The 24,059-nt window shown below is 54.9% G+C and carries 19 protein-coding genes; 10 read left to right on the top strand and 9 right to left on the bottom strand.

The window, feature by feature from the left end:
• Positions 1–117: 117 nt before the first annotated feature.
• From bioB to bioA, 6 genes are read left to right on the top strand one after another with little or no spacing between them, the layout of a single operon-like run.
• Positions 118–1,194 (top strand): biotin synthase BioB, encoded by a 1,077-nt coding sequence (gene bioB, locus QEN58_RS02840; protein WP_280105658.1) that lies wholly within the window; start codon positions 118–120, stop codon positions 1,192–1,194.
• Positions 1,187–2,344 carry an 8-amino-7-oxononanoate synthase gene (gene bioF, locus QEN58_RS02835; RefSeq protein WP_280105657.1) on the top strand — a complete coding sequence of 386 codons (1,158 nt, stop codon included), beginning with the start codon at positions 1,187–1,189 and terminating at the stop codon, positions 2,342–2,344. Before bioB ends, bioF begins: the two co-directional genes overlap by 8 nt.
• Positions 2,326–3,066 (top strand): alpha/beta fold hydrolase, encoded by a 741-nt coding sequence (locus QEN58_RS02830; protein WP_280105656.1) that lies wholly within the window; start codon positions 2,326–2,328, stop codon positions 3,064–3,066. The genes bioF and QEN58_RS02830 overlap by 19 nt, the downstream gene beginning before the upstream one ends.
• Entirely contained in the window at positions 3,063–3,845 is a 783-nt protein-coding gene (locus QEN58_RS02825; RefSeq protein WP_280105655.1) for a malonyl-ACP O-methyltransferase, read from the top strand. Before QEN58_RS02830 ends, QEN58_RS02825 begins: the two co-directional genes overlap by 4 nt.
• Positions 3,842–4,531, top strand: coding sequence for a dethiobiotin synthase (gene bioD / locus QEN58_RS02820; RefSeq protein WP_280105654.1), 690 nt, complete (start codon positions 3,842–3,844; stop codon positions 4,529–4,531). Before QEN58_RS02825 ends, bioD begins: the two co-directional genes overlap by 4 nt.
• Entirely contained in the window at positions 4,528–5,796 is a 1,269-nt protein-coding gene (bioA, locus tag QEN58_RS02815) for an adenosylmethionine--8-amino-7-oxononanoate transaminase (protein ID WP_280105653.1), read from the top strand. Before bioD ends, bioA begins: the two co-directional genes overlap by 4 nt.
• An 11-nt stretch (positions 5,797–5,807) precedes the next feature.
• Here the strand turns inward: bioA and QEN58_RS02810 are convergent, their stop codons facing one another.
• The 6 genes from QEN58_RS02810 to QEN58_RS02785 all read right to left on the bottom strand — a co-directional run bounded on the left by QEN58_RS02810 (position 5,808) and on the right by QEN58_RS02785 (position 12,844).
• Entirely contained in the window at positions 5,808–6,521 is a 714-nt protein-coding gene (locus tag QEN58_RS02810; RefSeq protein WP_280105652.1) for an SIR2 family NAD-dependent protein deacylase, read from the bottom strand.
• Positions 6,522–6,610: 89 nt separating this feature from the next.
• Positions 6,611–8,371 (bottom strand): bifunctional isocitrate dehydrogenase kinase/phosphatase, encoded by a 1,761-nt coding sequence (aceK, locus tag QEN58_RS02805; protein ID WP_280105651.1) that lies wholly within the window; start codon positions 8,369–8,371, stop codon positions 6,611–6,613.
• 84 nt (positions 8,372–8,455) lie between these two features.
• On the bottom strand, positions 8,456–8,950 hold the full coding sequence (locus tag QEN58_RS02800; protein WP_280105650.1) for a CIA30 family protein: 495 nt from the start codon (positions 8,948–8,950) through the stop codon (positions 8,456–8,458).
• A gap of 90 nt (positions 8,951–9,040) precedes the next feature.
• Positions 9,041–10,477 carry an ethanolamine permease gene (gene eat, locus QEN58_RS02795; protein WP_280105649.1) on the bottom strand — a complete coding sequence of 479 codons (1,437 nt, stop codon included), beginning with the start codon at positions 10,475–10,477 and terminating at the stop codon, positions 9,041–9,043.
• A gap of 113 nt (positions 10,478–10,590) precedes the next feature.
• Positions 10,591–11,439, bottom strand: coding sequence for an ethanolamine ammonia-lyase subunit EutC (gene eutC, locus QEN58_RS02790; protein WP_280105648.1), 849 nt, complete (start codon positions 11,437–11,439; stop codon positions 10,591–10,593).
• On the bottom strand, positions 11,429–12,844 hold the full coding sequence (locus QEN58_RS02785; protein ID WP_280105647.1) for an ethanolamine ammonia-lyase subunit EutB: 1,416 nt from the start codon (positions 12,842–12,844) through the stop codon (positions 11,429–11,431). The genes eutC and QEN58_RS02785 overlap by 11 nt, the downstream gene beginning before the upstream one ends.
• Positions 12,845–13,054: 210 nt before the next feature.
• On the opposite strand from QEN58_RS02785, the gene QEN58_RS02780 reads away from it, so the two are divergent.
• On the top strand, positions 13,055–14,017 hold the full coding sequence (locus tag QEN58_RS02780; protein ID WP_280105646.1) for a helix-turn-helix domain-containing protein: 963 nt from the start codon (positions 13,055–13,057) through the stop codon (positions 14,015–14,017).
• Here the strand turns inward: QEN58_RS02780 and mdoH are convergent.
• The 3 genes from mdoH to QEN58_RS02765 all read right to left on the bottom strand — a co-directional run bounded on the left by mdoH (position 14,000) and on the right by QEN58_RS02765 (position 20,825).
• Positions 14,000–16,519 (bottom strand): glucans biosynthesis glucosyltransferase MdoH, encoded by a 2,520-nt coding sequence (gene mdoH / locus QEN58_RS02775; RefSeq protein WP_280105645.1) that lies wholly within the window; start codon positions 16,517–16,519, stop codon positions 14,000–14,002. The two genes, QEN58_RS02780 and mdoH, sit on opposite strands and share 18 nt — an antisense overlap.
• Positions 16,512–18,098 (bottom strand): glucan biosynthesis protein G, encoded by a 1,587-nt coding sequence (locus QEN58_RS02770; RefSeq protein ID WP_280105644.1) that lies wholly within the window; start codon positions 18,096–18,098, stop codon positions 16,512–16,514. Before QEN58_RS02770 ends, mdoH begins: the two co-directional genes overlap by 8 nt.
• Before the next feature lie 381 nt (positions 18,099–18,479).
• Positions 18,480–20,825, bottom strand: a complete 2,346-nt coding sequence (locus QEN58_RS02765; protein WP_280105643.1) for a putative bifunctional diguanylate cyclase/phosphodiesterase — start codon at positions 20,823–20,825, stop codon at positions 18,480–18,482.
• Between the two features lie 487 nt (positions 20,826–21,312).
• Here QEN58_RS02765 and QEN58_RS02760 point away from each other — a divergent pair, with 487 nt between their 5' ends.
• From QEN58_RS02760 to QEN58_RS02750, 3 genes are all read left to right on the top strand, one after another.
• A complete protein-coding gene (locus QEN58_RS02760; RefSeq protein ID WP_280105642.1) occupies positions 21,313–21,660 on the top strand; it encodes a helix-turn-helix domain-containing protein in 348 nt (115 codons plus the stop codon).
• 279 nt (positions 21,661–21,939) lie between these two features.
• Positions 21,940–22,572 carry a class I SAM-dependent methyltransferase gene (locus QEN58_RS02755; RefSeq protein WP_280105641.1) on the top strand — a complete coding sequence of 211 codons (633 nt, stop codon included), beginning with the start codon at positions 21,940–21,942 and terminating at the stop codon, positions 22,570–22,572.
• 96 nt (positions 22,573–22,668) lie between these two features.
• The gene (locus QEN58_RS02750) at positions 22,669–24,057 is read left to right on the top strand and encodes a PepSY-associated TM helix domain-containing protein (protein WP_280105640.1); all 1,389 of its coding nucleotides are present in this window, start codon (positions 22,669–22,671) and stop codon (positions 24,055–24,057) included.
• Positions 24,058–24,059 lie beyond the last annotated feature (2 nt).

Below are 24,059 nucleotides of genomic sequence, written 5' to 3'. Positions count from 1 at the left end.
CGTCTTTTGACGAATGTTTCCACCACCACCGTAAACCTAAAAAACCACCAACGTTGACACCCAAAGCGCAACGCCGCTAAAGTCTCGTCAACTATTAAAGTTAAAAAGGTTTACACCATGACCGTGCCCCACGAGCGATTTCACGAACAGCGCCACGATTGGACGCTAGAAGAGATCAACGCGCTGTTCGCGCTGCCGTTCAATGATCTGCTGTTTAAAGCCCAGCAGGTTCACCGTGCCCACTTTGATGCTAACGCGGTGCAGGTCTCTACCCTGCTGTCGATCAAGACCGGCGCCTGCCCGGAAGACTGCAAATACTGTCCGCAGTCCGGCCACTACAACACCCAGCTAGAGAAAGAGAAGCTGCTGGAAATTGAAAAAGTGGTCGAACAAGCCAAGGCAGCGAAAGAGGCAGGCGCCAGCCGTTTTTGCATGGGCGCGGCGTGGCGCAGCCCGCGGGATAAGGATTTACTGCTGGTCGAAGAGATGGTTCGTCAGGTGAAAGCGGTAGGTCTGGAAACCTGTATGACGCTGGGGATGGTCGACGGCGAACAGGCCAGCCGACTGGCCACGGCGGGGCTTGATTACTACAACCACAACCTGGATACCTCGCCGGAGTTCTACGGTGAAATCATCACCACCCGCACCTACAGCGACCGGCTTGAAACCCTCTCCAACGTGCGTGATGCGGGCATGAAAGTGTGCTCCGGTGGCATTCTAGGCATGGGCGAAGATGCCAAAGATCGTAGCGCGCTGCTGCAACAGCTGGCTAAGCTCACCCCGCACCCTGAATCCGTACCCATCAATATGCTGGTGAAAGTGCCCGGCACGCCGCTGGAAAATGTCGAAGATCTAGATCCCATTGAGTTTATCCGCGCTATTGCGGTCGCCCGCATCATGATGCCACAAAGCCATGTGCGGCTCTCCGCTGGCCGTGAGCAAATGAACGAATCGACCCAGGCGCTGGCGTTTTTGGCCGGCGCTAATTCGATCTTCTACGGCGACAAACTGCTGACCACTGGCAATCCTCAGGTCGATCGCGACCGAGCTCTATTTGCCAAGCTGGGCCTGCACCCTGAAAAGCGCGAAACCTGCGAAAGCGAAGCTACCCAAGCGGCCCGCCTTGCCCAACAGGCACAGCAGCAGGTGCACGCCGAACGGGTGGCCGAGCTGGCGGTAGACGCCAGTGTCTAAAGCGTGGCAACAGCGTCTGGCCGACGCCCGCGCTGATCGCCAGCAGGCAAATCGTTGGCGAACTCGGCAGGGCGTGGAAAATAGCACTTTGGGCTTTGCCGGTAACGACTACCTGGGTCTTGCCCAAGACCCTCGCGTTTGTGAAGCCCAGGCAGCGGGCGCTCGCCGTTACGGCGCAGGTGCAGGCGCTTCGCATTTGGTCAGCGGTCATCTGACAGTTCACGACGCCCTGGAAGAAGGCTTAGCGCGCTGGACAGGCCGCGAACGTGCATTGTTGTTTTCTACCGGCTATATGGCCAATCTCGGCGTGCTGCAAGCGCTGGCAGATCGCCATACTGCTATTTTCCAAGATCGCCTCAACCACGCGTCGCTAATTGATGGTGCTGCGATGAGCGGTGCCCGCTCGCGGCGTTTCCATCACCGCGATGCCATTGATCTGAAAAGCCTGCTGGCGCGCAGTGAGTGCACTCATAAGCTCGTGGTTAGCGATGGCGTTTTCAGTATGGATGGCGATATCGCCGACATTGCCACGCTTGTCGAAGCCAGTCAGCAGCACAACGCCTGGCTAATGATCGACGACGCCCACGGGGTGGGCGTGCTTGGCGACAATGGCAGCGGCTGCGTGGCCAGCACCTGGAGCAGCACCGAAGTGCCGATTTTAGTCGGAACCCTGGGCAAAGCATTAGGTACCGCCGGGGCTTTTGTAGCCGGAGATGCCGAGCTAATCGAGCACTTGATTCAGTTTTCACGCAGCTATATCTATACCACCGCCCAGCCACCGGCGATTGCCGCCGCTACTTTAAAAGCGCTGGAGATCGTTCAAAGTGAACCGGAACTCCGCGCCCAGCTCAACGCCAATATTGCTTACTTTCGCCGCGAAGCGCTTCTCTTGGGGCTCCCGCTCAGCGATTCGGTCACCCCCATTCAGCCACTGATTTTGGGTGATGAAGTACGCACCCTACGCTGGGCAGCACAACTGCAGCAGCGGGGCATACACGTAGGCGCGATTCGTCCACCTACGGTACCCAGCGGTGAAGCACGCTTGCGTATTACGCTCAGTGCGGGTCATACCCGTGACCATATCGATCAGTTATTAGCAGCGCTAACTACATGTCAGCGTGAGGAGGCCATGTGCCTTACCCACGCCTAGTGCTGCTCTCAGGCTGGGGCATTGACTGCCGTATTTGGCAGTCACTTGAAGCCTACTGGCCGCATGAAACTGAAGCTTTGCCTCTCGATTGGCCGGGTTATAGTGGCGGTGACCGCGATACTCCCGCGCTACCCGCTAATGTAACCATGGCGCAGTTAGCGGAGTCGATGGCCACTGTATTGTCCCACGATACAGTGTGGGTAGGCTGGTCCCTGGGCGGCCTACTGGCGACCGCCCTGCTCGACTACCTCCCCGCCCCGAAGGGGCTTATATTATTAGGCGCAGGCGCCACTTTCTGCGCCGATGATGGCGTTACCACCGCCGAGCTAAAGGCTTTTCAGCGCGCTTTTAAGCGCGACCCCACCGCAACCTGGCAACACTTTTTGTGCTGGCAGGCACAAGGGGAGCCCAGCCCCCGGCAGGCTTACCGGCAACTGCAGGAGTTGCTGGGCGATACACCGCCCGCCGACAGCACCACCTTGGCTACCGGTCTGCAATGGTTGGCGTCGATTGATAATCGCCCGCGCTTAGCGGCTGCCCCTTGCCCGGTTGTACGTCTTGTCGGCGACCATGATCCACTCATCAGCCCCGCCCAGCGCCGCATTAGCGAGACCTTAAGTGGTGTCGGCCACTGCCCGATGCTCTCGCAGCCCCAGCCTCTCGCAGCGGCGATTATCCGTCATGCCACCCAGATGGCTAACGTCAGCACGGCGGTTTTATGAGCGATCTAACGCTGAACAGCGAGGTTAACTGGCAAGCACGGGTCGCCCACGCCTTCTCCCGGGCTGCCCCCCGCTATGATGTGCTCGCCACGGCACAACGCCAAATAGGCGAGATGCTGTGGGGGTCATTACCTTCCCGCGCATTTAACGTGCTGGATATGGGTTGCGGCACCGGCTTCTGGACGCAACGGTTGGCCGAACTTTACCCGAATGCTCGTATAACGGGGTTAGATTTAGCCCCCGGCATGCTGGAACAGGCCCGCCAGCGTTATGGTGAAAGTATCCACTGGCAACCGGGTGACGCTGCGACACTGCCGTTTGGTAAGCATGCCATTGATCTAGTGTTTTCCAACTTGGCGGTCCAGTGGTGCCGCGATATTGGCGCGGTGATGGAGGAGCTTTACCGGGTGCTCACGCCCGGTGGGCAGGCGCATATCACAACGCTGCTACCCGGCACCCTGGAGGAGATCGCCTTTGCCTGGCAGCGCCCCGAAGCGCTGCTGCAAACGCCTGATCGCGCCAGCGTAGAGAGGGCCATCGGTGAAAGCGGTTTAACCATCACCCGCCAGGCGGCCACCGTTGAGCGCTTTTATTACCCTGACTTGAAGGCGGTGATGGCATCTATTAAAGGCGTTGGCGCCCAGATTGCCCGGCCACAAGCCAGCCTTAGCCGAAATGACATCGCCGCCGCACAAGCGCGCTTTGAACAACTCCGCCAGCCGGAAGGCCTACCCGTGAGCTACCACTGCTTAACGCTGCACTTGGGAAAATCGCTATGAATGTCTGGTTTGTGACTGGCACCGATACCGATGCGGGTAAAACCTTGGTGACCAGCGGATTGCTATATGCCGCCCGCCAACAGCATTTGAGCACGCTGGGCTTAAAACCCATCGCCTCAGGCAGCCAAACGACGCCTGAAGGCCTGCAAAACAGCGATGCCCTCGCCCTTCAGCATCAAAGCGTGCCGCCGGTCGACTACGCCACGGTGAATCCTATCGCCTTTGCACCCGCCATTGCGCCTCATCTCGCCGCGCTAGAGGCAGGCAAGCCACTGGAGGTTAGCGCTATTGCTAACTTGCTGCGCGAAACGCTTAGCCAATTGCCCAGAGACGTGAGCCTGATTGAAGGCGCCGGTGGCTGGCGCGTACCGTTAAACGCACAGGAAGATTTCGCCGACCTGGCGATGGCGCTTGAGCTGCCGGTGATTCTGGTGGTCGGCCTAAAGCTGGGCTGCTTGAATCATGCTCGCTTAACAGCGGAAGCCATTCGCGCCGACGGCTTGGTAGTGGCAGGGTGGGCAGGCAGCGTGGTTGACCCCGCCTTTGCGGCTGACACAGCCCGCTTTAAGGCCAATATTGCTCATCTAAACGCCAAACTCGCGGCCCCCTGTTTAGGCATTATTCCCCATCTTGATGCCCCCGACGCCGCGACTGCCGCCCCCTATCTCTCCCTGGAGCCGTTATGAAAACGCCCGTTTGGCACCCCTATGCCCACCTAAAAACCCAGACACCCGCGCCCAAGGTGGTTGGCGGTGATGGCGCTCACTTCGTGCTTGAGCGCGGCGAGCGCCTGCTGGATGCCACCTGCTCCTGGTGGTGCATGATTCACGGCTATGGGCACCCACGCCTTGTAGCGGCCATTCGCGAGCAGGCTGGCGAGCTGTGCCATGTGATGCTTGGCGGCTTGACACATGAGCCCGCCAATCAATTAGCTCGTGAGCTGGTGCGCATTACCCCAGACGGGCTGAATCATGTTTTCTACTCGGACAGCGGCTCGGTGGGCATGGAAGTGGCGATGAAAATGGCCCTCCAATACCAGATACTCACTGGCCACCCCGGCAAGCAAAAGATGCTCTCGCTGATGAAGGCGTACCACGGTGACACCACCGGCTGTATGGCGGTGTGCGACCCGGAAGAAGGCATGCACGGTCTGTTCGCCAGCCTACTGCCCCAGCACCATTTCGCCCCGGCGCCCACGGCCCCTTTTGATGCCACCGCTGAACAGGTCGAACACGACCTTAGCGCCCTGCGTAGCGTACTTGAGCGCCACCATGATGAGATCGCCGCGCTGCTGATGGAGCCGCTTTTACAAGCGGCTGGCGGACTCAATATGACCTCACCGGACTATGTTACTGGCGCCCGTAAGCTGTGCGATGAGTTTGGTGTACTATTGATTTTCGATGAAGTCGCCACCGGCTTTGGCCGCACCGGCAAACTGTTTGCCGCCGACCATGCGGGCGTCACGCCGGATATTATGGTGCTCTCCAAAGGTTTGACCGGCGGTTATTTGGGCCACGCTGCAACCATAGCCACAGATCGCGTCCACGACGCCTTTATCGGCGACACTCCCCTGCACGCCTTTATGCACGGGCCTACCTTTATGGGCAACCCGTTGGCCTGCCGGGTAGCGTTGGAGAGCCTGCGCGTCTTCGAGGACGAGAATTACCTCGGCAAAATTGCGAAGCTCAGCCAGCAGTTGCAGCGTGAGCTACTTGAAGACCAAGCGCTGAACGCACATTCAGCGGTGGCCGACGTTCGAGTACTTGGCGCCACCGCCGTCATTGAAACGCACTCCGCCGAGGAACTAAAAGGCGTGGGAGACTTCGCCCGCGAGCGCGGCGTGTGGATGCGCCCCATTGGCCGCTGGCTCTATACCATGCCCGCTTACATCACTTCGGAAGCAGAAATCAACCAGATTACTGACGTAATGAAGGCTTGGTTTTTGGATTAACAATAAGTGGCTCAAGACAACAGCAAATTACCCTGCTGCTTCCAGCGATTGACCAACGCCGGAACGCCTTCTCCAGCGGTGGTATTGATTGCCAGCACTCCTGGCGGGCTAAGCATATCCGCCTCTGGGTCGACCAATGCACAGGGGGTATCGTAGTCGATGTAGGATAACAGCGATGCCGCAGGCATAACCGCCAGCGACGTGCCCACGACCAGCAGAAAGTCAGCCTGACTGACGAGATCACAGGCCTCGGCAAACAACGGTACCGACTCGCCAAACCAGACCACATCGGGACGCAGCTGGCTGCCTTTATCGCAGACATGACCCAACTCAATACCGCCCTTGGGCAGCGGGTAGCGCATACGCTCATCGATAGAAGAGCGCGCTTTTAGAATCTCACCGTGCAGGTGCAACACCTGACGAGAGCCTGCACGTTCGTGTAGGTCATCAATGTTCTGAGTAATGATACTGACGCTAAAACCGTCTTGCTCCAGTGCAGCCAGCGCTTTATGGGCAGCGTTGGGCTTGGCGCGACGGATCTGTTCACGGCGCTGATTATAAAAATCCAATACCTGTTGCGGGTTGCGCCGCCAGGCCTGAGGGGTAGCGACATCTTCAACCGGGTGGTTCTCCCACAGGCCGTCGCTGGCGCGAAAGGTTTTAATCCCGCTCTCGGCGCTAATCCCCGAGCCGGTAAATACCACCAAATGCGGGCTGGCTGCCATGTTCACCTCGTCGTTTATGTTCCACCGCACCTTAAATAGAGGCCTAATATACTAGTTGGCCGATGTTCCACCGCACCTTAAATAGAGGCCTAATATACTAGTTGGCCGATACTGCCCGCAAAACGCTGCTTGTTACGGTAAGGATAAACATCGATGACGCGGCCATCGATGATGGCCTGCTGCAGCTCCAGCCAGTATTCCGGATCAAATAGCTCGGGGTGCTGCGCCATGAACATATCGCGCAGCGCCTTATTAGCGAACATGAAAGGTCCAAACTCCTCTGGAAAAATATCGTTAGGGCCGATGGACAACGTATCACCTCCCTGGAAGTCATTGCCCTGGGATTTGGGTATATGCCGAAAACGGCATTCGGTGAGGTAGCAGACTTCATCGTAGTCGTAGAAGATCACTCTCCCATGGCGTGTCACGCCAAAATTTTTCAGCAGCATATCACCGGGAAAGATATTCGCCGCAGCCATTTGCTTAATGGCATTGCCGTAATCCTTAAGCACCATCTCCTTTTCTGGGTCGCTGCACTGCTCCAAGTAGATATTCAGCGGTGTCATCATGCGCTCGGTATAGCAGTGTTTGATGATGACTTTGCCGTCTCTAAGCACCACCGTCGAGGGCGCCACTTCCAGCAGATGGGCCAAACACTCGGGGGAGAAGTGATCCTGGCGGACGATAAAATTAGAGAACTCCTGGGTGTCTGCCATGCGCCCTACCCGGTCGTGGCGCTTTACCAGCCGATACTTCTCGCGTACTACGGCGTGGGTCACGTCTTTGGCCGGGTCGAACTTATCTTTAATGATCTTAAAGACGGTGCGAAAGCTGGGCAGTACAAACACCGCCATCACCATGCCGCGCACGCCTGGGGCGATAATAAATTGATCTTCGCGCTTCGCCACCTGACGGTTCAGAGCCCTGAAAAACTCGGTTTTGCCATGCTTGAAGAAGCCGATGGCAGCATAGAGCTCACCTTCTGGCTTATGCGGCATCAACTGCTGCAGGTAATCGACAAACTCTCTGGGCACCGCCACCTCGACCTGAAAGTAGGCGCGGGTGAAGGAGAAGATAATCGACACCTCGTCGGTTTCGATCAGTACCGTATCCAGGTGCAGGCTGGGGTCGCCGCCCTGCTGCTCACCAAATCCCTCGCCATGAAGAACCGGCAGCACCAGCGGTACCTGCTCACCGCCGCCCAGGATTCGCCCGACCAGATAGGCGCCTTTATTGCGATAAAAGACGCTATTCAGTAGCTCAATTTGAGCATCATCGGCGTTCAAAATTGACGGGGGTAAGTGCTGCTGTAAGAAGCTGGCACCTAGGTGGGTATCCTGGTCTATATCGGCAAAGCGATTGTCGAAAGGAGTATCGATAAGCGCCCATTTGAGCGCAGCCTGCCAGTCGCCATTCACCTGTTTGCGACGGCATAGATCAATGCCCGAGCGGTGGGAGGCATCCTCACGGGAGCTATACACAAACATCCACTCGTTGCGGATATGGCGGTGATGGAAAATGGCGCAGAACAGCGAGTTAAAAAAGGTTTCCGCCAGTTCAAAATCGAGCCGATGGCTGATCAGTTCAGCGTAGTGGTTGCGTGCCTCTCGCCAGCACTCACAATGGGACACCACGTCAGGATCGAAAGTACGCTTTAAGCGCCCCAGAGTGACGTCGATTTTTTCCTGATAGAGATTGATGCGCTCCGCCGAAGCCAGTTGGGTATCATGCCACGCCGCATCACGAAAGCGTCGGCTTGCATCCGCCGTGATCTCTTTAAAGCGCGCACGATACTCATCGAAGCCATGCAAAATCGTCGTAGCTAAGCGGTACGCAGGTGCGTGTTTCACGGGCCGGGCTCCTGATTATTTTTACCAGTTTCGCGTAACCGGAAACTACATGCGAGACGACCTTGGTGGGTAGCCAACGTCAAGTTAGCGCAGGAGCTCGATACGGCTAATCTGAAGGCAGAAAGGCCCTGCGGTGCGGTCAGCGATTAAAAAGCCGAGTTGGTGAATCTCGCTTGGCGTTACGGCAGGTGCGTCGCTCAATAACGTTCCTCGCCGCACCGCCTCAAAGGCGCTCCAGGGGAAATGCAGCGTTTCCCAGCGATCCTGAGCAGGCGTAAATTTCACTCGATACGCTGAGGCATGATCCAGGGAGGTACTTTTCAGGCGTAATTGGTAGGTGCGACCATCACCTCGCACGGTTAGCGCTATGCCTTGGGCATCCGCTAGCGTGGGTTCAAAACCGTTGGGGTCGCGGCGAACGGACGCAAAGCCACCGCCATTTTCCAACGACACTTCGCCATGAAACCGGCCTTCACCCTTGATAACGCTAAACCCGCTCTCGGAAACACCGCCCATTACACCATCGTCAACCGCGTACCAGCGCTGCTGTTCGCCAGGATTATTAAAGGTCAGCGTCATAAAGCAACCTCGTAACGATTAATAAAAAAGAAAAAGCCCCTAACGTCTTACCGCCAGGGGCTTATCACAGTAGCCTAATCGTTGGCTCGCTTACAGCTTAGCAGCGGCTACCGGTGCGGGGTCGCTCCCGTCTAGCTCCTCAGGTGAAGCAGACACCAGCGCAAACTCCTCCTCGGCGGTTTTCGCCACCAGATGGTTTTTACTGTAGAAGAAGTAGTAAGCCGCCCCGGCGATAAATAGCACGATGGTGTAGTTAAACGCGCGGGGATCAAAGGCGTAGACCCCGGTTAGTGCGACCAGCGACAGTACCAGCGCAATGCCTGACGTCACCACCCCGCCAGGGGTTTTATACGGGCGTGGCAGATCAGGTTGCTGTACGCGCAGCATAATGTGGCTAAGTGCCATAAGTGCGTAGGAAATGGTGGCACCGACCACGGCCATCCCTAGCATAAGGTCACCTTCACCGCTGAGTGAGACTAAAAAGCCAAATACGCCCGGTACGATCAGCGCCAAATAAGGCACTTTACGCCCGCTGGTCAGCGATAAGCGCTTAGGCAAATAGCCCGCCCGTGAGAGCGCGAACACCAATCGGCTATAGCCATAAATAATCGAAAAGAACGAGGCAATTAGCCCCGCCAAGCCCAGCACGTTAACCAGCGTGGCCAGGGTCGGGTTACCCGCCTCGTTTAGTGCATCCACCAGAGGCACGCCGCTTTGGCCAATCATTTCGGCGCCCGCCGCTCCGGCCAGAAGCACCACGACTAACAGCGCAGTGAATAGCAGAAACAGCATCGCCGCGATAATGCCTTTGGGCATATCACGAGCGGGGTCTTTGGCTTCTTCCGCGGCCAGCGGTACGCCTTCTACCGCCAGGAACAGCCACATACCAAACGGCAGCGCCGCCCAAACGCCGTACCAGCCAAACGGCATAAAGGTGCTGGCGCCCGCTGCATTGGTGGGGGCAATATCAAACAGGTTGGCAGCGTCAAAACTGCCTATCAGCGCGACAGCGGTGGCCAGAATGGCGAACACCGCCAGACCGCTAATCACCATCATGACCTTGAGCGCTTCCCCCACCCCCGCCAGGTGGATACCAATAAACACGGCGTAAAAAATCAGGTACACCAGCGGGCCGTTAATACCGATTAACGCCTCTACGGCGGCACCGATAAAAATCACAATCGCCGCTGGGGCCAGGGCATACTCGATCAATACCGCCAACCCGGTTAAATAACCACCGGCAGGCCCCATTGCCTGACGGGCAAAGCTGTAGCCACCGCCCGCAGCGGGAAGTGCCGCTGACATTTCCGCGAGCGACAGCACCAAGGCTAAGTACATCAGCGCCATCAAACAGGCGGCAATCGCAAAGCCACCCCAGCCCGCTTCAGCGATGCCAAAGTTCCACCCGGCGAAGTCACCGGAAATGACGTAGGAAACCCCCAGTCCCGCCAGCAGTACCCAGCCAGCGGTGCCTTTGCGCAGTTGGCGTTTTGCCAGATACGCCTGATCAATCGATGGTTGTGTCATCTTTTTGCCCTTTCAGTGTGGAACGAAATCGTCGTCAGCGGCGTGCTGTTGTTTACCAACGTTGTTCCATTTTGTTATGTGATCGTTGTTATGGGATATCGCTTTGGGTGACGTTACTCCGCCACCAGGAAGTTACGCGTCGAGCCTGATGCTGAGTCGCCTTCCAACACATCGTCTTCGCTGCGGTCTTTCAACTTAACGCCAGACAATTTGAGCTGGTGGGCCTCTTTTAAGAGTAGGAAAAAGCGTCTGGCGGCCTCCTCTACTTGCAAACCCGCCGGGCGCACGTTGGAAATGCAGTTGCGCCGGTCATCTTTAAGCCCCGTTTCCGGTGCCCAGGTCATATACAGTCCTAAGCTATCCGGCGAGCTTAGCCCTGGCCGTTCGCCGATCATCACCAGCACGGCGTCAGCATTGAGCAGCTCACCAATCTCATCGCCAATCGCTACTCGCCCCTGCTCGACAATCGTTAACGGCGCCAGCGTCCAATCGGCGGCATCACTGCTCAGCATCTGATAAAGCGCACTCAGAAACGGCGCGCTATTCTGCTGCACGGCAAACGCGGAAAGCCCATCGACCACGACCACCGCAAGGTCAAAGCGCTGCTGAGAGGTGGAGGCTTGCTGCAGGTGTTCACGCAGGTATTCACGGCTCTCGTCGTTCAGGCGACGGCCATAGTCGGGCCGCTGCAGATACATAGCGCGATCTTGGGCATGGCTGTGCAGGCGCAGCGGTGCCTCAGACAAATCCAGGGCTTGGGTCAGCTCGGTGGAGAGCGCTTCCACATCCAGCGGACAGTGAACCGCATCCTGGGCTTGGGCGTGAGCTAGCTGAAACGCCAGCAGTTTGCTGGTCGGCAGGCTGACCCCAGCGCGCCCCAAGCCAATGCGCGCGTCGGTAAAGGCATTCAGCCGCTCCCAGGGGTTCTCCACCACGATGGGTGATGACGGATCATGTGCCATGGCGTGGCTCCTTGGGCAGGTGGCGCAGGCTGTTGGCAAAGGCGGCAGGAAGCTGGTCGTTGAGCCGGTGAGTGCTGACATCCTGGAATATCTGCATTTCTTCGAGCCAGCGCTCAAACTCCGGCGCCGCTTTTAGCCCCAGTACTCGCCGTGCATAGAGCGCGTCGTGAAACGAAGTCGTCTGGTAATTGAGCATAATGTCGTCGGAGCCGGGGATGCCCATAATGAAATTGCAGCCCGCCACGCCCAGCAGCGTCAGCAGGTTATCCATATCGTTTTGATCGGCTTCAGCGTGGTTGGTATAGCAAACGTCGCAGCCCATTGGCACGCCCAACAGCTTTCCACAGAAGTGATCCTCAAGCCCCGCGCGAGTGATCTCTTTGCCATCGAACAGGTACTCGGGGCCGATAAAACCCACCACGGTATTGACCAGCAGCGGATTAAACTTGCGCGCCACCGCATAGGCTCGGGCCTCGCAGGTTTGCTGGTCGAGCCCGTGGTGAGCATCGGCGGAGAGCGAGCTGCCCTGGCCGGTTTCGAAATACATCACGTTACGACCCACCGTGCCGCGATTGAGCGACTGCGCCGCCGCCTCGGCTTCGGCGAGAGTGCTCAAGTCAAAACCAAAGCTGCGGTTGGTGGCCTCGGTGCCGCCAATCGATTGGAATACCAGATCCACCGGTGCGCCCTGCTCGATCGCCTCCAGAGTGTTCGTTACGTGGGTAAGCACGCAGGATTGGGTGGGGATTTGATACTTCTGGATTACTTCATCCATCAGGCGCATCAGTTTCACGCTCTGAGCGACGTTGTCTGTCGCGGGATTAATGCCAATCACCGCATCGCCGCTGCCGTATAGCAGCCCATCCAAAATACTAGCGGCAATACCGGTGACATCATCGGTGGGGTGGTTGGGCTGAAGGCGTGTCGAGAGCCGCCCCGGCATGCCAATCGTATTGCGAAAGGCGGTGGTGACCCGGCACTTCTTGGCCACCAGAATCAAGTCCTGATTGCGCATCAGCTTGCTGACGGCAGCGGCCATTTCGGGGGTAATCCCCGCTTTCACTTCCGTTATTACTTCACTGGTAGCATGGTCGGAGAGTAGCCAGTTACGAAAATCGCCCACGGTAAGGTGGCGAATGGGGGCGAAGGCGTCGGCATCATGGTCATCCATAATCAGCCGGGTGATCTCATCCTCTTCGTATGGAATCAGGGCCTCATTCAAAAAAGTGGTCAGCGGGAGTTCGGCAAGAACCATTTGAGCAACCACCCGCTCTTCGGCACTCTCCGCCATTACGCCAGCCAAGCGGTCACCGGAACGAGGCGGTGTGGCTTTGGCCATCAGCTCGGCTAGGCTTGCGAAGCGGTAGCTGCGACTCCCGACCGTGGTGTGATAGGTCTGCGCCATGGAGCTTTCCTTTTTTACGACTGCTCTTTTAATCGCGCTGACTGCGCGTTGAGGTATGAAACTTGCTTGTTTCTACCATAGCGCTATCACTAGAGAGGGAGTATCGAGTTTCGGCAAACCCGTTAATATTTCATAAATTCCAATAGATACAGAAACATAAGGCGTTAACCAAACAATATTGAGCGCTTATAACGCTCCGAGGAGCCTCCCATGACCACGCTTGATAGCGCATTTGCACCAAAAAGATGCATTCAGGAAGCGTTCGATGCCGATGAGCACGCGCAAAACCTGACGCGCTGGCAGCAGGAGTACGACCAGCTTAGCCCAGGAAGCTTCTATGGTCGCCTGGATGAAGTGGCACTTGAGACGATACAGGTGTTTAAGGAGCACACCGGGAAAGCGCTACGACAGCAGTGTCGAGTTTGGCCAGACTCACTGTGGATCGGAATTCCGGCTACGGACCAAGGCGCGCGAATCAATGGTCAAGCGCTGAGCGAGGGCGAGGTCATGTGCCGCCCCGGCGGACGGGATTTTGAACTGGTCACCCCAGAGGCTTTCGATATTTATGGGTTGGTCATTCAGTTGCCTGCGCTAGCTGAGGCGGCCAAACGGCAGGGTGTGAGTTTGGATACATGCTGGCAAATGATGCCGCGTCGCCAAGCGGCTAGCGAAACGATAAACGCCATGTCATTTCTTATCGAACGTTTACTCACCAGCCAAACACTGGCAATCGCTAACCATATTCATCAAGACATTCTACTGATGGCGCTGCTTGAACTGTTGCAAGTCGAGCAGCCTGGAGCAGAGCTGCCACCCAGCTACACTCATCGTAAAGAAGTGGTAGACCGGGTTAAACGCTATGTTGATGAGCACTTGGATGGCCCAGTGACGATGGAGGAGCTTTGTCAGCTCACTCACGTGAGCCGCCGCACCCTGCAGTACAGCTTTACCACCATCCTGGGCATCAGCCCGCTGCAGTTTTTACGCCTGACCCGGTTGAACCGCGTGCGTCGGGCGCTGCGTGCCGCATCACCCGAGCAGTCGGTAACGGAAATAGCCACTTACTGGGGCTTCTGGCATCTAGGACAATTTGCCCACGACTATAAGCAGCAGTTTGGTGAGTGTCCGTCGCAGACGCTCAACCCAAAAGTAACCTTAGTTAAAGGTCGGTAGGTGCGTCGATTCCCGCCCTGGCAGACCCAACTCAAACCAACTGCGATGTGCCTTGCTGTCGACCCACAGGTGGTAGTGCAGTTGCGACATCATCACTGGATCATCTAGAAAATCCAGCCGTTCCAATCGACTCATCCTCTCTGGCCCCATCAACACGGCGCGAGAAACCCGCTCGGCTCGGCGCTGGCGTATGGGTTCGACATCGCGGTGTCGTGATGTGCCTAAAGCAATTGCCAACGCATTAGGCACGGGCTCTACCACCACACGGACAAAGGACGGTGCCGACATTCCTGTGTTCATGCGGGTAAGTAAGCTCACCATGCGCCGCAGCACCCGTGGTGGCTGCGTTTCTTCGGGAATACGGAACAGTCGCTTTTGAAAACTGAGCTGCCCTAGTGAGACACGGCTCGAGAGAGTCGATACCGGGATAGACAGCATCAAAGCAACGACAATGGGCGAGAGCCACCAAAGAAATGTCGGTTCCATAACGTAAACACCCGCTGCCCACACAGCCCCTATTAGCGTTTGGGTCCAGTGCGCGCGAATAGCATCCCGCCACGTCGTGTCGCTGTTTTCCCGCGACGGTGAGCGCCACTGTACTGCCCACCCCATCACTGACGTGAGTACAAAGCGGGTGTGAAACAGCATTCTTACCGGCGCTAATAGCATCGAGAATAGCGACTCAAGAACCATGCTCGCCAACACCTTGAGCGGCCCACCAAATTGGCGGCTGCCCTTTATCCACACCAGCAGTACGCTTAGCAGCTTAGGCAAGAACAGCAGTAACGCCGTTACACCGAACAGCCCCACCGCCAAGGTAGGATTCCATTGTGGCCAAACAGGAAACAGCATTCCCGGCTCAGGAAAGTAGTTGGGGGTGCTAAAGCTGTGCACGGCTAACAGTGCGGTAGAAAGGACTAAGAAAAGGCACCATAGCGGCGCTGAAAGGTAAGACATTAAACCGGTCAGGAAGACGGCACGGTGAACGGGATGAATGCCTTGCGAAAAAAACAGCCGGAAGTTCATCAAATTGCCGTGGCACCAGCGCCTGTCGCGATTGAGCTCATCAAGCAGGTTAGGTGGCATTTCCTCATAGCTGCCTTCCAGTTTGTAGGCAATCCATACTCCCCAACCGGCGCGCCGCATTAGCGCTGCCTCGACAAAATCATGGGACAAAATCTCGCCGGACATTGAGCCTTTACCGGGTAGCGGCGCTAATATGCAGTGCTGCATAAACGGGGCCAGGCGAATAATCGCGTTATGCCCCCAGTAGTGCGACTCGCCCAGTTGCCAAAAATGGAGCCCGGCGGTAAACAACGGCCCGTAAACCCGCGTCGCAAACTGCTGCATGCGTGCATACAAATTGAGGCGCCCAGAAGCGCGTGGTGCTGTTTGGATAATGCCTACCTTGGAGTGCACTTCCATCATTTGCACCAGCCGGGTAAGGCATTTTCCGCTCATGACACTATCGGCATCCAACACCACCATGTAACGATAGAGCGCCCCCCAGCGGCGGCAAAAATCGTCAAGATTACCGCTCTTGCGTTTGACACGGCGCTGTCGACGGCGATAGAAGATCTGGCCGAAAGCATCCAGGTCACGGCACAACGCCAGCCAGGCATAGGTTTCTTGAATGGCAATATCTGGGTCGGACGTATCGCTCAGAATGAAGATGTCGAAATGCTGGCCATTGCCCGTGCTGCGCAGGGACTCCAGGGTGGCGCGCACCCCGGCAAAGACCCTGGCAACATCCTCATTACAGATCGGCACCAGCAGTGCTGTGCGTGCCTCATCATCAATCGGCTCGTCGCCCACTTCGCTGTCAATGGCGTAGCGGTCATGGCTTCGTAATAGCTGAAAGAACCCCATCAACGCGGTCCAAAACCCGGCGGACACCCAGGCGAAGAGCAGCACAAACAGCGATAGGATCGCTATCTCAAGCCACTGCAGACCCTGGCCAGGGAGTACAGTACGCATCTGATTGGCAGCGATAATACTTTGGCCGAAAATCAGCACCAGCAAAATCCAACGACGCCGTCTGGCGACCCACTTCCAGGACGCGGAGGGCGACGCTCTTTTGCGCCGACCAAAATCACCGTTAGCCCAGCGCTTGAAACGTCGACCAATATTCACGAAAGGATTGGTCGACCACTTCTGGGGGGCCAGTGGCGTTCGTTTCATCGGTGGCGCAGTGCGTAGACGCGTAATGCCAGACGCATCCGTTGACAATATCTCTGGCGGCGCTAGCGGCGGCTCTGCATAGGCAAGTGCCAAGCGACGTCCCACTGATAAGGCCGCTGGATCATCACTATTTTCATTCTGCCAATCACCTGCGCCCTCGCTATCTCCACCCAACGCAGTGTGTAGCGCCGCCATATCGTGTTGATCTAGATCACCCACTAATAGCGTGTAGCGCTCCTTTCGATCCTGGGTTTCCAACGCCAATCGCTCTAAATAAAGATCCGTTGGTGCTGTCTGGGAAGGAGATCTTGTTTCAGCCATTAGCGGGCAGCCTATAGTACCAAGTCTCGGACATTTGCTTGCCATCGAGTACTAGCTTGGCCCTGATATCCAAAGGCTGATTGCCATTGTTGCGCTTCACGTTGACGAACACCCGCCAACCGTTGGTCGCTGGGTTATGAACAACACGACTATTGGCTAATTCGCCATTATCGCCAACGCTGGCCTCTACACTCATATTTGCATCACTGGGGATACCGGAAAGCGAGGGCCCGATAAAATCGAGTACGAAAGCGAGCGTACCGTCGGGCTCACGCACCATGTTATCGCGAATCACTTCTCCCCGTGATCGACGCGTCTCTTCAACCCACGCAAGCTGAGGATCAAGGTGACGGCTTTCATCGGTTGTGAACGTAATACGGTAATCGAACGCCAGCGGTGTTTCAGGTTCATGCGTTTCATCAGCCAGCCACATTGATACGATGTTGTCGTTGGTCTCGTTGTCTGTGGGAATCTGGATCAGCTCAACACTACCGGCCCCCCATTCGTTTTGTGGCTCAACCCAGGCGCTTGGGCGCAGATCATAACGTGCGGCAATATCCTGATAATCGCTAAAATTGTGACCTCGTTGCATCAGGCCATACCCGCGTAATTGAGGCGTTGCCTGTCGATTCATCATTAATCTGGCCGGATTGGCTAGCGGGCGCCATGTCCAGCCATTCTGTGCATCATTGATTAATAGGCCATTAGAATCATGGATTGCCGGGATATAGTGTTGTGTCGAAGAGGGCTGCTCTGGGCCGTAAAGGTACATACTGGTGAGTGGTGCTATCCCCAATTTCTCGACCGCCCGGCGCAAATATAGCCGCGACTGTACGTCTACTAAGGTGTCTTCTCCGGGGCGTAACACGAAGCGGTAGGCACCGGTAACGCTAGGCGAGTCAAGCAGGGCGAAAATCGTCAAGTACTGGCTTTCTGAGCTAGGTTCGATGATCCACATTTCGCTAAAGCGAGGGAACTCTTCGCCTGAAGGCAACCCTGTATCAACAGCCAGGCCGCGCCCTGAAAGGCCATAAACCTGCCCTCTGCCAACTGCGCGAAAATAGCTTGCCCCCAGAAAGACCATCATCTCCTCATTGCGATCACCTTCATTGAGCGCATGGTTGATCCTGACACCAGCAATACCAACGCCATCGCTATTCTTCACTTCATCGGAGATACCTAAATCACCGTACGTGAAGTCATCAGGGTTGTAAGCAAAGGCATGCACCTCGCCTTCCTGATCAATGCTGTTTAATTGGATGGCACTGTCATAATGCATCCCTTCATGGATAAAGCTCAGGGTGAAAGGTGCGCCTCTACCGCTCCACACGTCGCGATCTCGCTTGAACTGTATTTGCGCATATTCCGTAAAGCTGAGCTCTCGCAGCTCACTGGGCAACGACGTTTCCGGTGCGCGGTAGCCCTGTTGCGCGAGTTCCTCTGCTTTTTTAACGACATCATCAAAGCCAAACGCAAAAGCCTCAACAGGAAAGCTTCCAATCAGCAGCCCACCTAGAACGGCTAGAGAAAAAAAATCGTTCCGGCGTGAAAATTTACTCTGCGGGGTCGATCCACTCATTTAGCGTAATCCTCCTGTACAATCCTTTGACTGAATTCAAATACGCTTATTTGCCGAATCGACATACGTGATAGACCATTCGATCAGCTAATTGCGTCCTTCTGCTACTGCTCGCCATCGCAAAAACACACGCCATGCGCGCATGTAAAGATTAGATTACATTTTAGGTATAGCATGAGTCTAGACTACTTGGCACCCTGGCTGACCGAGCTTTTTGAAAGGACTGAGACAAAAAATTAGAACTTACTCAATATGTTGAGCAGTGAGGATGGTCGATCTATTAAGCTGGTGGACTACAGGCGTAAGTATTTCTGCTGACAACTGCTGTAAGCTCAGTAACCGCAGAGGCATGCAGAGACTTTCATGGTCTATCTGCCTAGGCTAAATGAGCCAACGTTGGGCAAACTGTGCGGCTGTCAATGGCCGATCAAAGTAGTAGCCCTGCCCCTGAGCACAGCCCATTGCAAGCAATGCTTTGATTTGTTTTTGGTTCTCAATACCTTCCGCAATGGTCTCAAGTCCCAGCGTATTCGCCATGGCAATAATCGTCGCCACAATGACACGGTCATTGTCGCTGGTAAGCATATCGCGGATAAAAGAAATATCGATTTTTATTTTATCGGCGGCAAAGCGTTTTAGGTAGGCAAGCGAGGAATACCCAGTGCCAAAATCATCAATGGAAAGCCCTAACCCTTTGCTCTTTAAAACCTCAGTCATGGCGATCGCCTTTTCAGGATTTTCCATGATGCCGCTTTCGGTAATTTCCAGACTCAGTTGTGACGCCTCAATGCCGAAATAGGCACAACAATGGAGCACGTTGGCGGCCAAGTCGTCCTCTTCAAACTGCTGTGCGGCAATATTAATCGCCAACTGGCCAACCATAGGGTGCCCCTGCTCTCGCCACTCGGCCAGCTGACTGCAGGCTTCTTCAATCACCCAGTTGCCTAGCGCAACAATCATGCCGCGCTCTTCAGCAATAGGTATAAATTTACCCGGCGATACGTCGCCAAGCTCATCATCGTGCCACCTGCACAGCGCCTCAGCGCCAATCAACAAGCCGCTGCGCAAATCCACCTGGGGCTGAAAGTTCAGGCTCAGCTGTTTTTCTGCAATGGCAGACGCCAAGCGTTTGGCAATATGCAGCTGTTCGGCCACAACGCGCCCCATCCAGGACTCGAATACACATACGGAAAGCTTTTGACGTTTGGCTTGATACATAGCAATGTCAGCGTGTTTCAACAGCTCTAAGGGTGTTGCCGCATGCTTGGGATAAAGCGCTAGTCCGATTCCCACAGTGAGTTCGAAAGAGTGTTGCTCAACAATAAACGGCAGCGCGATGCTGTCATACAGCCGCTGAGCGGTGGCTATTGCGCTGTTTTCCTCGTCACCAGGGGACACCACCACAAACTCATCGCCGCCTAAACGTGCTAAATACTGCCCCTCAGTTAGCGACGCTGCAAAGCGTTTGGCAACGTCCTTAAGGACTAAATCACCTAGATCGTGGCCAGCAGTGTCGTTGATCTCTTTGAAATGATTAAGATCCAGTAGCAATAGCGCCAATTCAGTAGTCTGGGTATCGGCAACCACTCGCTCTAAGTGGCGCATAAAGGCAGCACGATTGGGCAATTGAGTGCCGGGATCACAAAAAGCGAGTTGGCGTATGCGGACTTCATCTTGTTGACGTTCAAGCTCTGAAGCTGCCCGTGCGGCAAATATCTGCAATACATTGCGCACAACATCGACATCGGCCAGCGGCTTTTTAAACATTACGCCAATAAGTCCCAACGGCTCACCATGGCTATTATCTAGCCGCCGCCCAACATAACCATTTACCCAGGAAAGCGCCCCGTTGCTTTCAGCGGGTAGCATAATGGCGGCACCCTCATAAACGGTACACTCCTGTTCTAACATCACCTTGTGGCAGGGAACACCGGGGAGGTAGTAGGCAAAATTGCTTTGAACTTGACCATTTACATACAGCGTCAAGGTATGAGCGATATCGGAATCTTGCTCATCCAGCAGTGCAATAAACCCCACTTCGGCGGATAAAGCCTCAGCCATATGGGCGGTCAGTTGGTGCAGAAACGATTCGCCATTTTCAGCCGAAACAGCAGTCGCCACGCTGACAACAGCGTGTTGGAAGCGCTGTTGCTCATTAATGGTATTGATTAAGGCGGAGTTGTGTCGGCCAATGCGCTGCAGCGCCAATTGATTATGCAGCATATGTTCGCGCGCTTGGCCTTCCGCTAACTGACGCGCCAACTCGGCACCAGCCAACGCCGCAGCGATACGTAATACTTCATCGGTATACGGTGGCAGTCTCAAAGCAGAGGAGTGCATTAGCGCAATGACGCCCAAGAAGCCCCCTCCAGGTGCTGCGATAGCGACACCCAAATACCCCTCAACTCTCAAGGCGGCCAAGCGTTGATCATCTGGGAACTGCTGACGAACCTGAGAAGGTACATAAAGTCGCGAGTGTTCGGCGACCTGTTGGCATGGTGTACCTTGTAGCGAATATGGGGCCGTCTCAATGAACTCGCCCTGAGACCATACCGCCAGCGTTGTCAAAATGCCCTGATGGCTATCGACATGTTCAACAACGACATGATTAACTCCAAGGATGTCCGCCAAGGACTTCACAAGGTGTTGAAAAAACCCTTCTTCACTGACGTTAGATAACTTATCCGCCAACTGTCGAAAAATCTCTGGAGCAGAAGTAGGGAGCATGTTATTAAGCGCCTTCGAATTTACACATCAAGCTTCTCACCCGATTTTTTGAAAAGTATTTTTGCAAAAAAAACGCACCCGCTCGCCGCGTAAACATTTTCAGCTGTCGATAAAACATTAAAAATTTATAAAACGAATATTATTTAACACTCAAAAAACTATTACTTTAAAAAATTTTTAATAATTTCAAAAAATCATTAAAAGAACTCAAACATTGCTATTAAAAAACATCATCATCTCGTGTATTTCTCAATCTACGACCAGCTATTCACCTTATAGCTACAGTTTTTTTCATTTCCATACTTAGGGTTGTTTTTTAAATGAACAATTTAATTAACATCGCTCATTATGCATTTCACTAGGTAGCCAAATGAAACAAAAAGTAACCATCAGCATCCAAATCAACCTTAGAAGATGATATTCAACCTAAACAGTCCTTCATGTCAATAGGTCGTTCCTCAACCATCTAGGTCCAATGGAGGGCATTGTGAATAAAACAGAACAGAAGCGGCTGGCGGGCAGTATTGGCCGGGCCATTGCCAAGCAAAGGGTGCGCAGTCAATTGACCCAAGAAGAAGTTGCTGAGCGCTTAGGTGTTGGTAATGAAGCCGTTTCGCGCATTGAGCGCGGGCGGGTGATCCCCAACATTGTGCGTCTAATAGAGCTTGCTGAAATTTTCAACTGCGAAGCAGCGGAGTTGTTTGGGCAAGCAAGTTTTCATATCGATGATCAAACAAGCAGGTTGAAGCATCTTTTAGAGCCTTTAAATCCAAATGATCGCATGCTGGTTATCAACATTGTTGAAAACTTAACCTCACGCCTACAAAAAGGCTAATATTTTATGGCGATAAAAAGCTATCTTTTAAAACATTAAAAAAGATCAATAATCGCAAAAAACCAATTAAAATATCACACAACCTTACTTCCTTATGGATATAAATAAACAAATTTAACAGGGTGAATAGAAATATTTTTACAATTTTTTATAATATTAGCTATACAACAAGGACATACTCCATTGGTTAAATAATTCCTTTCATGCTATAGGTAATTCGATGTAGGTGGTCGACACCTGCTCTTCAGCAATCGCAGCGTTGCGCTGCAAAGAGGCGTTATGTTCAACACCACCGAGTGGAATCGCCTACGCTACAATGTGTACGCTCCTTTCTACGATGCGGTAGTCGCCCGTGCATTTCGCAAACCGCGGCGTATTGCACTTGGCCAAGTGGATTGGGAGCCCGGTATGCGGGTGCTGCTGGTAGGTGCCGGCACAGGACTAGACCTGCCTTTTCTGCCTCATGATATCGAATTGCACGCCACCGATATCGCTCCAGCCATGGTGAAGCGCGCGGCTAAAAGGGCCGAAGCCCTTCGCCGCGATGTTGAGTGTGAAGTAATGGATGCTGAGGCGCTTAGCTACCCAGACGAGCACTTTGATGCCGTCATCATGCATTTGATTATTGCGGTCATGCCAGACCCTCAACAAGGGCTTGCCGAAGCGCACCGTGTACTAAAACCCGGCGGGCAGCTGTGTGTGATGGATAAGTTTCAGCCGGATGAACACCCGGCAGGGCAGGGTCGACGCCTCCTGAACCAGCTAACATCAGCGCTTGCGACCGATATTACTCGTCAAGCGCAGCCACTGCTCACCGAGGCTGGCTTCCAGATTCGTCATGATGAACCGGTACTGATGAGTGGCTTATTCCGTGCACTGCTAGCCTACAAGCCTGTGCCTTCTAAACATTAATCGTGTGACTTTTTACCGCTGCGTGAAGGCTAGCGATCGTTAAGTAAACTATCTAAGCTGTCGCACTACTTTACCGATACCACTCGGATTCAGCGAATGACAGCCCGTTCCCCTAGCCGCACTAGCAAACTGCTTTTTGCCCTGCTTAGCCGCCTCCATTTATATACGGGCCTTTTCATCGGCCCTTTTATTCTCATCGCGGCACTATCCGGTATTGCTTACTTACTGAGCCCACCTCTTGAAGAGTGGCTCTACCATGACACCCTGTATGGCGTTACGCAGGGTGAGCCTCAACCACTTGCTGAACAGATCGCTGCTGCCCAGCGGCACCTGGGCGCCCCAACCATACCCAGCGCAGTGCGCCCTGCACCGACACTAGGCGACACTACCCGGCTAATGTTTAACGAGTCAGGACTGGGGCCTTCTGAACATCGTGCGCTGTTTGTCGACCCTATTTCACTGGAAGTGACTGGTGATACGACGGTTTACGGTACCAGCGGTATTTTACCGCTACGCACAGCGATCGATCATTTTCACCGCCAGCTGTTAATGGGCGAGACGGGGCGTGTCTATAGTGAGCTGGCTGCCTCATGGCTTTGGCTTGCCGCGCTGGGTGGCGTAACGCTGTGGTTTCAGCAACGCCGCGCGCTGAATACTCTCCCAGGGGCCCATACGACCCGCCGCCGACACGCAACGCTAGGGGTAATACTCTCTCTCGGGCTACTGTTCTTTTCGGCAACGGGGCTTACTTGGTCACAGTGGGCAGGGGGTAATATTGCAGAGCTTCGCCATGCCTGGGGCTGGGGCACGCCTAGTGCCTCAACGGCACTGATCGATAGCGATAGCCAAGTAATCGATGAACATGCCGAACATCGCGGCCAGATGGCAATGGTTTCCACAGCCATCGTCTTAGCCGACTTTGACCGGGCACTGAGTGCAGCTCGTGAGGCGGGACTCAGCGCCGCGCGACTTCAACTAACGCCCCCGAGCAGCCCACAGCAAGCGTGGCGGGTAGCAGAAATTGACCGCCAGTGGCCTACGCAGGTAGACCAAGTGGCGCTGCATCCGCGCAGCATGGCGGTGACCGATCAAACAGACTTCGCCAGCTTTCCGCTAGCCGCCAAGCTGACCCGCTGGGGAATTGATCTGCATATGGGAGTGCTATTTGGTATCGCTAATCAAATAGTACTGGCGTTAATCGCCGTCGGGCTGGTGATCCTTATCGCGTGGGGTTATGTCATGGCGTGGCGGCGACTGCGCAAGGCGAGTGGTCAGCGCTTTCCAACGGTAACGGAACCCTGGTTATTGCTCCCACTCCCGGCCAAACTAAGCGTGCTGTTTATCGCTATCGCGCTGGGCCTAGCGCTGCCAGTATGGGGAGTGAGCTTGGCGATTTTCGTCGTGATCGATGCGCTGCGCTGGTATGTTAAAAAGCGCTACACTGTCCGCAACCTGAAACCCCGTCACTCAGATACGTTGAGGTGATC

The organism is Halomonas alkaliantarctica, from assembly GCF_029854215.1.
GTDB classification, from domain to species: domain Bacteria; phylum Pseudomonadota; class Gammaproteobacteria; order Pseudomonadales; family Halomonadaceae; genus Vreelandella; species Vreelandella alkaliantarctica_A.
This window is presented reverse-complemented; position numbering and strand designations above follow the sequence as displayed.

Coding starts and splice junctions, on each gene's coding strand:
- bioB (WP_280105658.1), top strand. CDS start 118: ATGACCGTGCCCCACGAGCGATTTCACGAACAGCGCCACGATTGGACG.
- QEN58_RS02825 (WP_280105655.1), top strand. CDS start 3,063: ATGAGCGATCTAACGCTGAACAGCGAGGTTAACTGGCAAGCACGGGTC.
- bioD (WP_280105654.1), top strand. CDS start 3,842: ATGAATGTCTGGTTTGTGACTGGCACCGATACCGATGCGGGTAAAACC.
- bioA (WP_280105653.1), top strand. CDS start 4,528: ATGAAAACGCCCGTTTGGCACCCCTATGCCCACCTAAAAACCCAGACA.
- QEN58_RS02810 (WP_280105652.1), bottom strand. CDS start 6,521: ATGGCAGCCAGCCCGCATTTGGTGGTATTTACCGGCTCGGGGATTAGC.
- QEN58_RS02800 (WP_280105650.1), bottom strand. CDS start 8,950: ATGACGCTGACCTTTAATAATCCTGGCGAACAGCAGCGCTGGTACGCG.
- eat (WP_280105649.1), bottom strand. CDS start 10,477: ATGACACAACCATCGATTGATCAGGCGTATCTGGCAAAACGCCAACTG.
- eutC (WP_280105648.1), bottom strand. CDS start 11,439: ATGGCACATGATCCGTCATCACCCATCGTGGTGGAGAACCCCTGGGAG.
- QEN58_RS02785 (WP_280105647.1), bottom strand. CDS start 12,844: ATGGCGCAGACCTATCACACCACGGTCGGGAGTCGCAGCTACCGCTTC.
- QEN58_RS02780 (WP_280105646.1), top strand. CDS start 13,055: ATGACCACGCTTGATAGCGCATTTGCACCAAAAAGATGCATTCAGGAA.
- mdoH (WP_280105645.1), bottom strand. CDS start 16,519: ATGGCTGAAACAAGATCTCCTTCCCAGACAGCACCAACGGATCTTTAT.
- QEN58_RS02770 (WP_280105644.1), bottom strand. CDS start 18,098: ATGAGTGGATCGACCCCGCAGAGTAAATTTTCACGCCGGAACGATTTT.
- QEN58_RS02765 (WP_280105643.1), bottom strand. CDS start 20,825: ATGCTCCCTACTTCTGCTCCAGAGATTTTTCGACAGTTGGCGGATAAG.
- QEN58_RS02755 (WP_280105641.1), top strand. CDS start 21,940: ATGTTCAACACCACCGAGTGGAATCGCCTACGCTACAATGTGTACGCT.
- QEN58_RS02750 (WP_280105640.1), top strand. CDS start 22,669: ATGACAGCCCGTTCCCCTAGCCGCACTAGCAAACTGCTTTTTGCCCTG.